A 15,777-nucleotide genomic window follows, 5' to 3' on the forward strand; every position below is an offset into this window, starting at 1 on the left:
ATAGTCTATGAAAAAATATAGGGATTGTTACAGGTAAAGCTGGCGTGGCCTACTAAATCATTTAGGTTTAGTGGGCCTTTTTTAGTTTTATTTCCGAAGGGAGTAGTTATATGTCAAAAGGAGTTTGAAGATGATCATCAAAAAAAAATTAAATAATAACGCTATTATAGCCTATGGCCAAGATGGTATAGATCAAATCTTAACTGGTAAAGGTATCGGCTTTATGAAGAAACGAGGAGATAACGTTGAAGAAGAAAAACTAGAAAAAATTTATAAGCTGAGCACAGCTGATAGTCAAAATAAATTAATTAGCATTGTAGGAACTATTCCAATAAGATATTTAGATTTTACAGATCGAGTAGTTAAAGAATTATCTCAAAAATTAAGCAGGGAATTTGATGATAATATTTATATTGCATTGACAGATCACATATACTTTACTGTATCAAGATATAGGAAAAAAGAAAAAATAAATACATCGCTTTTATGGGAAGTAAAGGATATTTATCCTGAGATATATAAAGAATCTCTCCACATTTTAAAGAAAATAAATAATGAATTTAAAGTAAATTTGACAGTAGAAGAGGCTCGGCTTTTAACTTTTCATATTGCCGATAATCTTAAGAACAATTGCCAAAACTTCAATATTGGTGATTCAATAAAAATAGTTACCGATATGCTTAATATAGTTAAATATTATTTCAATATTAACTATGAAGAGGATTCACTTGAATATACTCGTTTTGTGATTCATTTAAAATTTTTAACTAAAAGAATTTTAAGCAAGGAAAAGCAATCTACGGATGCAGTATTTTTCTATTCAGAATTACCCCAAAAAATGCCTGAAGCCTTTAACTGTATGTTAAAAATAAAAAAATACATTGCTAAAACTCAGCATTTTAATCTTTCTATCGGTGAACAGTCATATTTAACAATTCATATTCAACGAATCATTTTAAATCATAAGTAAAAGAAAAGAGGAATAAAATTGAATAACAAAGAAATCGCTGAAAATCTATTAAAAAACTTAGGGGGTGATAGTAATATCCTCACTTGTACTCACTGTGCAACAAGATTACGTTTTACATTAAAGGATAATAGTTTGGCTGAAACAAAGAAAATAGAAAATATCCCAAGCGTAATTTCAGTTGTTCAAGCGGCTGGACAATACCAAGTTGTTTTTGGTCCCAAGGTAATTGATGTTTACAACGCTATGAAAGAATTATTAAGTACAAACATCAAAAATTCAACAGAAAAAAAGAAACACCAAAATATTTTTGAGGCTTTAATTGACCTTGTATCTAGTATTTTTACACCTATTTTATATGTTTTAATTGGATCAGGCATCATCAAAGGCCTACTTTCTATTTTTACTTCATTAAAATGGATGAGTACTACGTCAGGCACATATGAAATTTTCAATGCAGCTGGCGACAGTCTTTACTACTTTTTACCAATGATTTTAGCAATTACATGTGCACAAAAATTTAAAACCAATATATTCGTTTCCATTACTATTGGTGGTGCTCTTGTTTATCCAAATATTGCAGCTTTATATGGAAAAACAGTTCAATTTATGCATATTCCTATTGGAATCGCTACATTCAAAAGTAGTGTTTTCCCAATTATTTTTGCTATTTTTACTCTTTCATATTTAGAAAAAGTTCTAAAAAAAGTTATACCATCTGCTGTTGAAAATATTTTTGAACCTTTAATTTCTTTATTAATACTTGTACCCTTGACCATTATTGTTTTTGGTCCCATTGGTTCCACTTTAGCAGATTGGATTGCTAGTTTTTACATGTATTTATATGGTTTGAGCAAAATTGTTGCTGGAGGATTTATCGGATTCTTTGCTCAAGCAATGGTTGTTTTTGGAATTCATTGGGGACTATTTCCTATTATCTTTTCAAATATCCAAAAATATGGTTTTGACACTATTTTAGCTGTTTTCGGTCCAAGTATTATTTCCCAATCTGGTGCTGCTTTAGGAATCTTTTTAAGAACAAAAGATTCTAATATGAAAAAAATAGCATCTTCTGCAACTCTAATGGGATTCTTTGGTATTTCAGAACCAGCAATTTATGGTGTTACGTTAAAATATAAACGTGCATTCCTCATGGCAATGATTGGCGGCGGAATTGGGGGAGCAATTTCTGGTGCCGCTGGAGCCAGAGCAACAGCAGTTGCAGTTGCAAGTATTCCGAGCTTCCCAGTTTACTTTGGTCACGGCTTTTTACAATTTGTAATTGGCTATTTCTCTGCATTCTTTATAGCTGCAATTCTAACTTACTTGTTTGGCTATGATTCCAGTCTTGATAATACTCAAACTGTAACAGCTCAGTCTAAAACTAATCCTTCACCGTCCAATAATAATCCTAACTCTCAACAAAACACAGACAAATGGGTTAATCAAAAAATATCTGCCCCAGTAACTGGAAAAATAGTTTTATTAAAAAATATTAACGATGAAGTATTTTCATCAGAATCACTTGGAAAAGGACTCGCTTTTGCACCCGATTTAACTACACAACAAGTACTCTCGCCAGTTGATGGTGTTGTTACCGCAACTTATCCCAGCATGCATGCATACGGAATTACTGGAGAAGATGGACGCCAATATCTTGTTCATATCGGCATTAACACTGTTGACCTAAAAGGAAAATATTTTTCAAAAGCAGTGTCATCAAATAGTAAGATAGATCATGGCGCCCCTTTATGTACTGCTGACTTTGCTAAAATTGCTGATGAAGGATATGATACGTCCGTTATTGTAACTTTGATTAATTCAACTTCACAAACCCACACAATAATTAATGAAAAAAACAACATTAAAGCTGGTCAAACTGCTTTGACTTTCTGTGAAAATTAAATATGGAGAAAATATGATTATTAAGAATTCTGTTTATGGTAATAAATGGGGATACCTTGATCCCGAAGTTTTAAGTAGAACTAAAAAAAAGAAGTTACTCACTGATGAAGATGTTAATAAAAAAATAGATATAACAAAAATTGATTTTTTACAAATAAGATCAAGTATGGGATCTCCCAACAAAGATCTTACAACTACTAAAATAATTGTGAAAAACATTTTAATTAAATGCCATAGTCGATATATTCCTGCCATTATATGCCATCCTCAAAAAATAAGAATTACTGATAATGCCTGCCTTTATTTACATGGAGGAGGATTTATAGGTGGTAATAGTTCAACTATACTCAATCAATGTAAATTAATTGCTGAAAAAGCGAATTGCACAGTTGTTGCGCTTGATTATCGTTTAGCACCTGAAACACCTTTTCCAGGTGCTCTACAAGACTGTTTAGAAGCTATTGAATGGATTATAAATAATAAAAACAAATTAGGTTTTATAAATTCACAGATATTTATAGCGGGAGATAGTGCTGGTGGAAATTTAGCAATTGCTTGTGGTTTATCTGATAAAAACCATTTTATAAGACAAGTAATTTCCATTTATGGAGCATTGGATCTTCAAGAAACATCTAAAACAATTTATCATTGGTCTTATCTAGATTATAAAATGATAAATGAACAAGTCAATTTTATTCATACAAGATTAAACAAAATAATATTGATTAACAATATTATGCGACCTCTTTACATTAATAATCAGAATGTAACTAATTACTTGATTAGTCCAATTTATGCAAAAAATTTTAAAAACATGCCACCTGTGACTTTAATTGAAGCAGAATTCGACTACTTTTTACCAAGTAATAGATACTTTGCTAATTTGTTACGTAAAAATGGGATTGCAGTTAAAGAGATTTTGTATAAAGGCTTAGATCATGGATTCTTTGACCGTTTGGGTTTCCTCAAGCAAACCAAGGATGCATGTATAGAAATTGCTAATATAATAACAAACAAACCCTAATATCTTTTAACAAAAAATTGCTGATACGACTAACTTGTATCAGCAATTTTTATATTAATTTATTTTACTTCCTTGCAATATTTTCGATGGCATTTCTACCTGAGAAAACACAATAACCGGCATGAGTTCCTGGCACATTTACTCCATAAGTATCACCGTATAACACAGCGGAACCATCCCCGCCAATAGCATATAGTCCTTGAATTGGTCGTCCTTTAGTATCTAAAACTTCATTTTTAATATTAACGCGCAAGCCGTCACCAGTCGTATAGGCTCCAACACCTAATTCAAGGGCATAAAATGGCCCATTTCCATCAACCGGTAGCATATACTTAGCTGGCTTATGAAAGTCACTGTCCTCACCCTTGGCTGCCATTTCATTGTAATGCTTAACATATTCTACTAAGTTGGGCGTTTCGATTTCCGCAGCCAATTCAGCTAAACTTGCTGCCTTGTGCAGGTACTCGTGACCCTCTTTTTCAGCCTTTTCAATGTCATCACGCAAAGACGGGTAACGGTCTTCTGGTACAAAGGGCTTCATTGATCTTGGGAAAGACTTGTCGGTAAAATCATCCAGAATCTTTTGACTAAAAATACAAAAGACGCGGTCTTGCCGATTCATTGCATTACCTTCGTTCGCCCAGTTGACCACACAAGCACTTTCATCAACAAAACGTTCACCTAGTTCGTTTACCCACATTTGCGGCTGATCACAAACTGAACTCCAGATGGCCGTTCCCCATAGTTTAAATGAAGGAATCTTCTTACTCTTGAGCTGGCCACCAAACATCATGGCCATACCAGTGAAGTACTGCTTTGCCCCCAAGTTCCAAGCAAGATGCAACCCATCACCTGTGTTTTTACCAGAATTAACAGGAATAATATTATTTGGATTTTGATGTGGTGTATTTTCCAACAGTTTTTGGTCGTTCAAATAGCCACCGGTAGCTAAAACGACGTTTTTGGCGGTTACCACAGACGTACTCTTATCATCAACTTTGGTCAAAGTTACAGCATAAGTCTTGTCGGCATTTTGCTTTAAGTCAGTTACCCGCGTCAAAGTAACAATTTCAACGCCCTTGCTCTTGACGTATGGTTCTAAACCGTTGTGAATAGCATCGTGACCCTTACCCTTGAACAAATGCCAAGTTTTAGCGCCAGTACCAAGACCAGAAACTAGCCAAAACTTAACGCCGTGATTCTCAAGCCAGGAAACATTTTTACCGGCTTGATCGATATACTTTTGCCACATTTTACCATCAGCTCGGTAATGAGAATAAGTTAATTCCTCGTTGAGCAATTTGTCTTTATCAATAACAGCATTTTCCTTTTGCTGTATTTCAGAATCAGCAGCGAACACACCTTCAACGTAATTACCGGTTCCACCTGTGGTTTTGCCTTTTTCTACTAGCAAAGTCTTTAAATTATTATCAGCAGCTTCGCCAGCAGCCGCAAAACCAGCTAACCCAGCACCTACGATTACTACATCATATTCTTCCATTATTCAGACCTCATTATTTTATAAAAAGCATGTACAATTTGCCCATGCTTTTTAAAATTACTTGTTCTTCTTAACTGACTCGGCTGCGTCAATTCCGGCTAAGCGACCCGAAATATATGCAAAGCCCAAAGTACCGCCTTCAAAATCAACATAAGCCTTACCATACATGCCTGAAGCATCGGCTCCTGCGACATATAAGTTAGCAACTGGTTCTCCGTTTGGCGCTAAAGCACGCATTCTTTCATCAATTGTGGCACCGCCTAATGTACCAAGATTGCGGGCAATAAACTTAACTGCGTAAAATGGTCCCTCTTCCACCGGAATCATTCGCTTAGTATCAGAGAAGAATAGATCATCTTCGCCTTTGGTTTTGGCTTCATTATATTGTGTAACCGATTTTTGCAGATTATCAGGGTCAACACCCATTTTTTCAGCTAGTTCAGCGATAGTTTGACCAATAAAAACAACATTAGTAGAAGCCAATTTGTTTAAAAGACTTGTAAAATCAGTTTTTTCGTGTTCACGTTTAATACTTTCGTCAGTATCAGTTGGATAATTGAATTCCATATAGAATTCACGCTTATTCTTCCACGTACCATAGTGATCTTCGATTGCAACCGTGCCGCCTTCCTTAATCTTGTCAAGCATTGCTTGATCCAAAATCACAAATTCGGTTTGCTTAGGCTGCTCTGATAGTTCCGCACCGTGAACTGCAAAATCCAAAGCATGAGTTTCACTGGCATAGCGCTGACCACGATTATTAACCCGTAAGTTAGGAAAATCTGCTAAAGCATTTAATGGCATCCAATTTGGTCCCACTAACTTGGCCATAGCGCCAATATCCTCATTGCTGAAAGTTTGCCAGAAATAGTGAGTTGAACCATTAATATGACGAGCTGTTCCAGCATCCCAAGCCATGTTCAAACCGTCCCCAGTATTTTGTAGAACCTGACCTTGGGTACTGACATCACCCAGATATTCTTTGCGCATCTTGGCATTACCGCCAAAGCCACCTGTTGCAATAATTACTTTTTTAGCATTAACTTGTAATTCTTGATCGTCACCTTGCGCAATTAAGCCAACTACCTTACCATCATCATCTTGTAATAACTTCTGCCCTGCAAAGCCGAAGTACATTTGTCCACCAAGAGATTTAAACTTTTCAATCAGTTTGGTAACGGCTTTTGTACCACCTTCTTGATAACCATGCAAAGTTGCCGGCATGCCAATATGATCAAAACTGCCACCTGTTCCGGCATCAACCAACTTCATAATTGCACCATTTTCATTGAGCCAGTCAACTGTTTTGCCAGATTCATCAATAATTCTGCGTACTAAAATTGAATTCATATAGCCTTGTGACGCATCCATATATTCATCATAAAGCCACTTTTTAGAAACGACTTGGTCTTGATCTTTTTGTTGCTGACTATCACCGGCAAACATCCCGCCGGCAAAGGTACTGGCACCTAATGGCGAAATTGTCTTTTCTAAAAGAGCAACACTAACGCCATGTTGTCTAGCAGCAAGTGCGGCAGCTACACCGGCTCCACCAGCACCAACAACCGCAACATCAACATTAATGGTTTTCTTAGCACTTATATTGGTCTTAGCACCATTAGCTTTTAGCGCTTCAAAGTCAACATCAGCTTTTGTTAAAGCATTTTTAACTCCCTCGATTATTCCACGTGATGTTTCGGAAGCTCCAGAAACGACATCCACATCAACATCCTGATGCACAACAATTTTTTGCGCCATCTTCTTGAAGGCATTATCGGCCAAACTTCCGGGTGCATATTGATCAAGTGCCTTAACGCTAATAATTTGATCTGAGCCCACTTCGACCTCAAGGTTAATTTGACTTTCCTTGCCTTGACCGGAACCAGTGTATTTACCGGGCTTAGTAGTGATTTTTACCATAATTAAAATCCTTCTTAACTAATCAAATAACTTATTTACGACGACGTGCATCATTTGCGTCTGGCAAAATAGCCATAAAGATGATAGTAATAACAAAGACAAGCCCCTGAATCATAAAGGTTAAAGCATAATTTCTACCAGCAATTGCTGAAACGATAACCGGAATACAATATGATAGAAGCAGTGACACAGTCCCAACTAAACCACCTGCAGAACCAGCATACTTAGGTCCAATTTCTGGAAAAGTAATTGGCAGTGACTGCATAATTGGACCGGTAATGGCACCAAATAACCCGCCTAAAATTAAGGCAATTGTTAGTGGCATGCCGATTGGAATATACCAGGTCATGGCAATTAATAATCCACCTAAGAGCGTAACTAACATCATCACTGGCTTAGCTTTTCTCGCTTTATTAATTAAGGCTGGACCAAAAAGTGAGCCACATAAACTACCAATTGTACCTACCGCTGCAGCCATTCCGGCGCCGGCTGGAGTCATTCCCCGGGCAACAAATGCTTGTGGCAGAATTCCTGAGAAGGCTTCACTAGCACCCATCCCGCAGCCAACTGATAAAGCAACTAGCCAAGTCTTTTTACTACGTGCAGCAGTCTTGAAAAACTCCATTGAAGATTCTGCTCTATCTTGTTTAACTGCCTCTGGAGGAAGTTCTTCACCTGCTGGCATGTCCTTAACAAATAAGATCCAGCAAATAGTTAATACCAAAAGGACGCTTGATGAAAAAATATATGCCGCTTCAACACTTGGAAACATTGGACTGGTAACTTGTGACAACATAATTCCAATGCTGGCAGAAGCAAAGAAAACTCCCATCGCCAAATTAGTATCCTGCTTAAACCATGTACCAAAAAGTTTTAATGTATTAGCATTTAATAATGCCATGTATACTCCAAAGAGTAATAACATAATCATCATCGTTACAAAGTTATGTGCAATTAAACGACCGTATGCACCAAGAACTGAAATAACACAGCCTATCGCAACAATCTTTTTGGCTCCAAATTTATCAGCCAAAGAACCAGCCGGAATGCTTAAGAATACGGCAATAAGCATTGGCGCCATCAATAAACTTGAAAATTGTGCTGGTGAAATATGTAATTCTGGCATAATTTGAGTTGCCAACGCTGAAATTTGAAATTGAATGTAGCTACTGATTGCATCTAATAATGCGGCAATAGCTAATATTACCCACCGATAGTTTGAAAGCTTTGGCATTTGTCTTTCATCCATCATTTTTAAAACTCCTTTTTAAATTAAACTAATTTTCTGCTGCGAATTGACCGGCTAACCTACCGAAAGTTTGCGCGTGACTGCAAGTTAAGCCCGGAACACGGTCTGGATATGAACCCCAGAAAAAGCCGCCACTAGCATTACCCGCTGCATAAAGATGTGGAATTGGGTTACCATCTTTATCAATCACTTCCATCTTAGAATTGATCCGTAAGCCATCAAGCGTTGCAAGAAGACGTCCCCCCATTATGACACCATAATATGGGCCATGTTCGACTGGGTATAAGCGGAATTTTTCTTTGCCAAAATCGGTATCTACACCTTGCTTACACATCTGGTTATACCGTCTAACTGTCTCAATCAACTTATCTTTGGGTAAAGCTAATTTTTCAGCTAGTTCTTCAATCGTATCGGCTTTTTGCACCATTCCATCATCAATTCGCCGTTGAATTTCGGCTTTGTTTTCTTCAGTATTATAAATACCAGGCCAACCTAGCCGTGAGCAGCCCTGTGTATCAAATTGTGCTAAGTGATCCATGGTATCTTCTGACCAAATCTGAGCCTCAAGATAGCCCGGCTGCTTCGACATTGCATTAATATCAAATTGATAAGGGACACTTTCGTTACCAAAACGTTCACCTTTCAAATTAACCTTAAGTAGTGGATATGCTCCCATCCAGAAATATCCTGGTCCCTTAAAGTCAATTTCATAATGATCTTCAGCCTTTGTACCAACCGGAACTGCACCACGATCAAAAATAATTTCAGCTGGTTCTTCATCACGTGCAGCACCAACTTTTAAGCCGGCTAGAATCCCTGAACCATCATCTCGTGGTCCATCAGAGTAGACATTCTTCTTGTAACCAAGCGGATTCCATTTCTTCATTAAATCAACATTGCCACCATAACCACCGGTACAAATAATGACACCTTTATTAGCATTATACTGAGTCTTTTCACCACTAGCTCGGTCACTTGTTATTACTCCTATTACTGCTTTATTATCATCAGTAACTAGTTCCTCCAGCTTGGTATTATATTTAATGGTCACGCCTAATTCTTGTGCTTTATTGAGTACCCATTCACCATAGTGAGCCCAGCCATTATCTGGGGTGGCAATGGCCAATTCTGTATTAAAAGCGGTATTGACAATTGTTTCGTAATAAGCATCTTCTTGCGGTCTTAAGATACCACCATTAGGTTTTAAAATATTATCTTCAAGCCAGTTGGCTGTTTCATCAGCATGATTGGCCCAAGTCCAAAGTAATCTTTCATCAACATTGTCTTGGAAGAAAAGCGTTAAAAAGTTCATTAATTTAGCTTTATCTACCTTGATGCCTGCTCTTTGTTGAGCGTTACTGTTAAGTGCCGCAAAGAAAGAACGGAATAAGAACTGGGAGCTGCCAGATTTATCAATTAACAAAACTTTGGCACCCTTTTCAGCAGCAGCACATGCTGCCATTGCACCAGCGTTGCTAGCGCCGGCAATAATCACATCATAAGTACTTACCATATTTATCCCTCACTTTTAATGTAACTTTTTTATCGCTTTCATAATACTATGGATTAAGTGAATCTTTGCACTAAATTTAGAATTGAAGATTACTAAATGGAATGCTGACGATTAGCTATCTTTACCAACCAACATAAATAAGCTTGTGAATCAACGTTTTAGCGCCTTTCACAAGCTTATTTCAGTTTACTATTAATTTGTGTATTATTTATTATTTTGATTTAAATACTCATTAATTGCTAACTTTAATGTTGTAATTACTTCTTTTAAAACAGAATCATTGGTAAAAGATTCCATATAAGCAATACCATATGGGGAAATCTCATGATAATCAATCGGTACATAAGTAATATCATCGGCACGGTTATCAGCAATAAAGTTTGGGATAATCCCATAACCCCAGCCAGCTTTAACATAAATGTTCATTGCCAAAAAGTCCTGGACAAACTTAATATGTTCCATACCCATGCGATTAATTAGTTCGTTTTGAAAATTCATTTGAACATTCAAAGAACTATTAGGATCAAGTAAGAAAAGTTCTTCTTTTTCCAAGTCATCTAAAAGAAGCCGTGACCTTTGAGCTAAACGCGAATTAGGTGGGCAAGCCAAAACCACCCTACCTTGAATTAAAGGTGAAAAATGAACATCATCCACAACATTAACATCATCTCGGGCAATCGCACATAGATCAACATGGTGATTGAGTAATTCACCAATTGAATTATTTAACACAAAGACAAATTGGATATTAAGGTTACTTTGTGCTGCTCGCAATTTTTTCAAAAAAATGGGCAAAATCTTTTGTTCTAATGGCGTATCGCACACCCCAATTCGTAAAAGTGTTTCTGGGTCATTCTTCTTACTTTGTAAATATGCCACTGTATAATCCATATCATCGACAATGTTGCGAGCAACACGATAAAAATACTTTCCAGCATCGGTAAGAGAGATACGATGATGGGCACGATTAATTAGCGTTACACCAATCGTATTCTCTAAATCTTTAATATTTTTGGAAACAGCCGATTGAGAAAAGTTCATTCGCTCTGCCGCAATCGTAAAGCTAGAATTATCTACTGCCTTGATGAAACAGCGTAACTGGGTAAAATTCATTCTTTTATTCTCCGCAATTGCTAATTGACTAACATAAAATTATTTCACCTTAATTATAAACTTTAACCATTCAAAAAGACCATTGTTGCCAACGGTCTTTTTTTAAACTAATTACTAGTTAATTTGGCTTAATGCATCTAAAACTGCATCCCGTAATCCTCGACTTGTACTAGAAGCACCTGAGACTGCATCAACATCAACACTATTATGTTCAACCATTTCCTGAGGTAAAATGTTAATCGCTTTTTGTCCATAATCCGCTGATTCAGCTTGTTTTAATACCTCAATTTGTTTCAGATTTTTCTGTTTATCAGCGGTAACTCGTACAACAATTTCATCACCCATTCCACGGCTTGAACGACCAATATATTGGTTTTCACCCGTTGGATAATTTTCTGTTTGTATATCTGAAGTTAAATAACTTGCTTGTTCTGATGCACCGCTTGCTACATCAGTTTTACTGTGTGATTTTGGCTTTGCTGCATTTTCGCCAGCAATTTTACCCCAAATCAAACATTCTGCCAAGTTTCCACCACCTTGATATTGATTAGCACAAATTCCGCCCAATTCACCTGCAGAGTACAAATTTGGTATTGGATTACCTTTAGTATCCAAAACTTCTGCTTTAGTATTTCTTCTTGGACCACCTTGGGTATTAAGCATGGTTTGTTCCATTTTAACTGCAAAAATTTTACTGCCAACAAAGGCACGCATAGAGTGCGGATCACGGTGAAATTCGGGATCATTTTGTTCATTTGCTGCCTTATTAAAGCGATCAACTGTAGTTTGCAAAATCGTAGAATCAAGCCCAATTTTTTCAGCTAATTCACTAACTGATTCGGCCATAATTACATGATCACAATATGGTTTGTACTCACCAATAATTGGATCGTTATCCAATTCTTGCTTCTTATTTTCATCAAAAATCAAATATGGATGGTCTTGATTCATTGGCACTTTCCATTGACCATGATTTTTAATATGACCATGTCGATGTATTTCAGTTTCATTAAAGTACCTAGTACCATCATCACCAACAACAAACGTAGCACCATGATCTATGATTTCTTTTTGCTTGGCAGGCATTACTCGCCCGCGCTCACCTCTTGGAACAGCAAAAGTCATTCCATGAAGTACGCCACCAGATTCAAAATTATGCATATGCCAAAGATCTCCGCCAATCTCTTGCACCATTCTAATGCCATCGCCTTTATTATATAGTGTACCTAACGGAGCTAGTTTGGTTGCACCCAAAAAATCTTCAATCATTCTTTGATTATTTTCAAAACCACCTGTAGCTACAACTACACCATTTTTAGCTTGGATATTAAGCTTTTTCCCATCATGTTTAATTACTACACCAGTAATTTGTTGATTTGCAGGATCTTGAATCAATTCAAGAGCTGGAGTTTCATATAAAACATCAATTTTATTGTGTCTTTTGACTACCTGTTTTTTTAAGATATGCCACAATGATGCATCAAATAATCCTTTGTTGACAGTTGTAAAATCATAAGATTCTACTCCAGTATATTCTGGATACTCTTCAAATGAATCTCTAAGTTCTGGAGCATATTCACGAACGCTCCAAGGTTTCACACCTAAGTAGTTAGATACATAATTAGGTATATCAACCATCCCCTTAACAAAGGTATCAATCATATCTTCATCAAGTGACATTGGTCTTGTTAATTTTTGATAATACTTTTTAGTTTTATTAAAGTCTTTACTGGTTCCAATTGCTTGAGCTGAATAGCGAGTATTACCACCTTCATGACCCTCCGGTGCCGCATCCACTAACAATACTTTAGCACCATTATCTGCCGCAAATCGAGCCGCAGTTGCACCAGCACCGCCAAATCCCAATACAACTACATCGTAATTAGCTTTCCAAATAATGCTATTTTGATAAGTCATGGTAAACCTCCTATAACTTCTTCAATTGTAATTATGTTAAGCATATCACAAATATGTAATAAAGATTTCAATAAGCAATTATGAATATTAATAAGTCCATTATTTTAATAATATAGCATAAAAACTATGAATAAGTTGTTAACTACTTACTTTATATAGCCCTCGAAGCAAATAATCGCTCACCAACAATGATGAGCGATTTTCAATCAGTTATTAAGATATTTAGCCAGTTTTTTACCCTTTAATCCAGCACTAAGTCCAACCAACAACTTGATTCGAGCCTTAGGACCCGTTAGTCCGCGACAAAAAATAATACCCATTTTTGCTAAGTTGACGCCGCCACCCTCATAGTCATAAACCGGTTCGGCTATTCCATTAAAGCAACGTGAAACTAATACTAACGGGATATGATTATCAAGAAGTGCCTGCAAGACTGGCAATGTTTGTGGTGGCATATTACCCGCACCTAGCGCTTCAATCACAATTCCATTAGTCGATGAATTATTTAAAGCTTGTAAAAGCTCTGACCCCATCCCTGCGAATGCCTTAACCAAAAAGACCCGATCGACAACATGATCAATTGGCAAATGCGGCAACGGTTTAATCGTTTGCACATAATTAACGTGACCATCAGAGACGATTCCAATCGGCCCAAATGTTGGCGTGCGAAATGTTGCCACATTAGTCGTATGTGTCTTGGTTACATAGCGTGCCGAATGAATTTCATCGTTCATCACAACAACAACACCTTTACCTACCGATTCCGGTGAACTAGCGACAATCACTGCGGCGCGAAAATTATATAAACCATCAGTCCCAATTTCATTTGAAGAGCGCATTGCACCAGTTAAAACAACAGGCATTTTACTCGAAATCGTTAAATCTAAAAAAATTGCTGTCTCTTCTAAAGTGTCCGTTCCGTGCGTAACTACCGCACCAAAAAAGCCCTCTTCTTCTGCTCGCCGAATTCTTAATGAAAGTTGTAACATATGTTTAGGATCCATGTGGGGAGATGGCACATTGAAAATTTCCTCTGTCACTAATTCCACTTCACCTTGATTATTTAAAGACAACTCTGCAAGTGGATTTTGCTTGTTCGGTTTGATATTGCCTGACTCATCTTCTGACATTGAAATCGTACCACCGGTGTGTAATACAAGAATTTTCTTAGACATAATAATACTCCTACTTAGAAATAAACCATGTATTTATTACTCGTATTATAACTGATTATGATTCTTAAACAACATAAAAACAGCCAGCTTCAATCATGATTGAAGCTGACTGTTTTAGCTTTATTCGCCATATACTTCTTTAGCAAGATCAAAAGCAGACCATGCCTTCGGCCATCCACAATAAAAGGCGAGGTGGGTAATTAATTCAACTATTTCTTCTTTGGTGACGCCATTTGTTTTCGCCATTCCCATATGAGCTTTTAATTGTGGAAAAGCACCTTGTGCCATCAAAGCGGCACAAGTAATTAAGCTGCGATCACGTGCTGGCATTTCTTTTTCACGTGACCAAACTTCACCAAATAAGACATCATCATTTAATTCGGCAAACTTAGGAGCAAATTTACCTAAGTTATCACGCCCAGCAGTTTGTTTTTTCATTATTAATCCTCCAATTGTTGATAATCTTCATCAGTTACTGGCTCAAGCCATTCAGGCGTACCGGCAGTGATTGCCAAATGTGAAAACCAACTATCTTTAGTTGCTCCATGCCAATGTTTAACACCATCATGAACCACAACAACATCACCGGGATGAAGCTTACGTGCAGGTCGACCTTCTTCTTGGTACCACCCTTCACCAGCAGTTGCTAATAAAATTTGAAAACCACCATTGTGCTTGTGCCAGTTATTACGGCATCCCGGTTCAAAACTAACATTTGCTACACCAACATCAACTTTAGGATCAGCAACCAAACTTTGTAGATAGCTTTGACCAATAAAATATTTTTGATATGCTTCGTTTTTATCGCCTAAAGCAAAAAGACCATTTTTTACCTCATCTTCATGATTATTCATTTTGATTTTTCTCCTTAATTCGCTTCAAATATGCCGCAAAGGTTTCATCATCTGAAATTGTCCGGTTTTGCTTTTCTTCGTACCAGTCAATTTTTTGATTTAATAACTTAATATTGTCAGTTAATTCCTCTAGCTGGCGCATTGCATTTTTCTGCACTTCTTTTAATAACGCTAGCCTGCTTGGAATCGTCCCATCACCTTGAGCACGCAAAACAACATATTCCTTTAATTCGGTAATTGTCATTCCTGTGCCCTTCAAATGTAAGATAAATTCAAGCCATGACCGATCAGCATCGGTGTAAAAACGTTGACCAGACGCATCACGCTCGGGAGCTAATAGACCTTCTTGTTCATAATAGCGTAAAGTTGCTGGTGGTAAGTGTGTCAATTGACTGAATTGTCCAATATGATATCTTGCTGCCGTCTTCATTAGCTTCACCTCTTACATTATTAAGATAGCCCTTAAAGTACACTTTAAGTCAAGTGCTATTATAAAAAAAGAAAAAATTAAAAGGATTAACCCCAATAAATATTAGGTGTCAGTCTTTAATTAAGAATTATATTTATACAACCATATAATAAGTTTAAATAATCTTATGCTTTTATAACAAAATATTATATTCTATTTTTAAATCGTTA

Annotated in this window: 13 protein-coding genes; 3 read left to right on the plus strand and 10 right to left on the minus strand. The window is 36.7% G+C overall.

Annotation, left to right across the window (positions count from 1 at the left end; genetic code table 11):
* The first annotated feature begins 130 nt into the window (after nucleotides 1-130).
* From F5ESL0246_RS07175 to F5ESL0246_RS07185, 3 genes are read left to right on the plus strand one after another with little or no spacing between them, the layout of a single operon-like run.
* A complete protein-coding gene (locus F5ESL0246_RS07175; protein ID WP_122019073.1) occupies nucleotides 131-970 on the plus strand; it encodes a PRD domain-containing protein in 840 nt (279 codons plus the stop codon).
* A gap of 18 nt (nucleotides 971-988) precedes the next feature.
* On the plus strand, nucleotides 989-2,872 hold the full coding sequence (locus F5ESL0246_RS07180) for a beta-glucoside-specific PTS transporter subunit IIABC (protein ID WP_122019075.1): 1,884 nt from the start codon (nucleotides 989-991) through the stop codon (nucleotides 2,870-2,872).
* 13 nt (nucleotides 2,873-2,885) lie between these two features.
* Nucleotides 2,886-3,896 (plus strand): alpha/beta hydrolase, encoded by a 1,011-nt coding sequence (locus F5ESL0246_RS07185; RefSeq protein WP_233551610.1) that lies wholly within the window; start codon nucleotides 2,886-2,888, stop codon nucleotides 3,894-3,896.
* A 64-nt stretch (nucleotides 3,897-3,960) separates the two neighbouring features.
* Here F5ESL0246_RS07185 and F5ESL0246_RS07190 read toward each other — a convergent pair whose 3' ends face one another.
* The 10 genes from F5ESL0246_RS07190 to F5ESL0246_RS07235 form a co-directional block, all read right to left on the minus strand.
* The gene (locus F5ESL0246_RS07190; RefSeq protein ID WP_122019077.1) at nucleotides 3,961-5,397 is read right to left on the minus strand and encodes an FAD-dependent oxidoreductase; all 1,437 of its coding nucleotides are present in this window, start codon (nucleotides 5,395-5,397) and stop codon (nucleotides 3,961-3,963) included.
* A gap of 57 nt (nucleotides 5,398-5,454) precedes the next feature.
* Nucleotides 5,455-7,317 (minus strand): FAD-dependent oxidoreductase, encoded by a 1,863-nt coding sequence (locus F5ESL0246_RS07195; RefSeq protein ID WP_122019079.1) that lies wholly within the window; start codon nucleotides 7,315-7,317, stop codon nucleotides 5,455-5,457.
* A 31-nt stretch (nucleotides 7,318-7,348) separates the two neighbouring features.
* Entirely contained in the window at nucleotides 7,349-8,569 is a 1,221-nt protein-coding gene (locus tag F5ESL0246_RS07200) for a nitrate/nitrite transporter (RefSeq protein ID WP_122019081.1), read from the minus strand.
* 25 nt (nucleotides 8,570-8,594) lie between these two features.
* Nucleotides 8,595-10,079: an FAD-dependent oxidoreductase gene (locus F5ESL0246_RS07205; RefSeq protein WP_122019082.1), complete on the minus strand. Its 1,485-nt coding sequence runs from the start codon at nucleotides 10,077-10,079 to the stop codon at nucleotides 8,595-8,597.
* A 204-nt stretch (nucleotides 10,080-10,283) separates the two neighbouring features.
* Nucleotides 10,284-11,192 carry a LysR family transcriptional regulator gene (locus F5ESL0246_RS07210; RefSeq protein ID WP_122019084.1) on the minus strand — a complete coding sequence of 303 codons (909 nt, stop codon included), beginning with the start codon at nucleotides 11,190-11,192 and terminating at the stop codon, nucleotides 10,284-10,286.
* Between the two features lie 114 nt (nucleotides 11,193-11,306).
* Nucleotides 11,307-13,109, minus strand: coding sequence for an FAD-binding protein (locus F5ESL0246_RS07215; RefSeq protein ID WP_122019086.1), 1,803 nt, complete (start codon nucleotides 13,107-13,109; stop codon nucleotides 11,307-11,309).
* A gap of 206 nt (nucleotides 13,110-13,315) precedes the next feature.
* Complete coding sequence (locus F5ESL0246_RS07220; protein ID WP_122019088.1) at nucleotides 13,316-14,284, minus strand: asparaginase; 969 nt, start codon at nucleotides 14,282-14,284, stop codon at nucleotides 13,316-13,318.
* Between the two features lie 120 nt (nucleotides 14,285-14,404).
* Complete coding sequence (locus tag F5ESL0246_RS07225; RefSeq protein WP_122019089.1) at nucleotides 14,405-14,725, minus strand: carboxymuconolactone decarboxylase family protein; 321 nt, start codon at nucleotides 14,723-14,725, stop codon at nucleotides 14,405-14,407.
* The gene (locus tag F5ESL0246_RS07230; protein WP_122019091.1) at nucleotides 14,725-15,138 is read right to left on the minus strand and encodes a cupin domain-containing protein; all 414 of its coding nucleotides are present in this window, start codon (nucleotides 15,136-15,138) and stop codon (nucleotides 14,725-14,727) included. Before F5ESL0246_RS07230 ends, F5ESL0246_RS07225 begins: the two co-directional genes overlap by 1 nt.
* Nucleotides 15,131-15,568: a MerR family transcriptional regulator gene (locus tag F5ESL0246_RS07235; RefSeq protein ID WP_122019093.1), complete on the minus strand. Its 438-nt coding sequence runs from the start codon at nucleotides 15,566-15,568 to the stop codon at nucleotides 15,131-15,133. Before F5ESL0246_RS07235 ends, F5ESL0246_RS07230 begins: the two co-directional genes overlap by 8 nt.
* Nucleotides 15,569-15,777 lie beyond the last annotated feature (209 nt).

The organism is Lactobacillus sp. ESL0246 (assembly GCF_003692965.1).
Taxonomy (GTDB): Bacteria; Bacillota; Bacilli; order Lactobacillales; family Lactobacillaceae; genus Lactobacillus.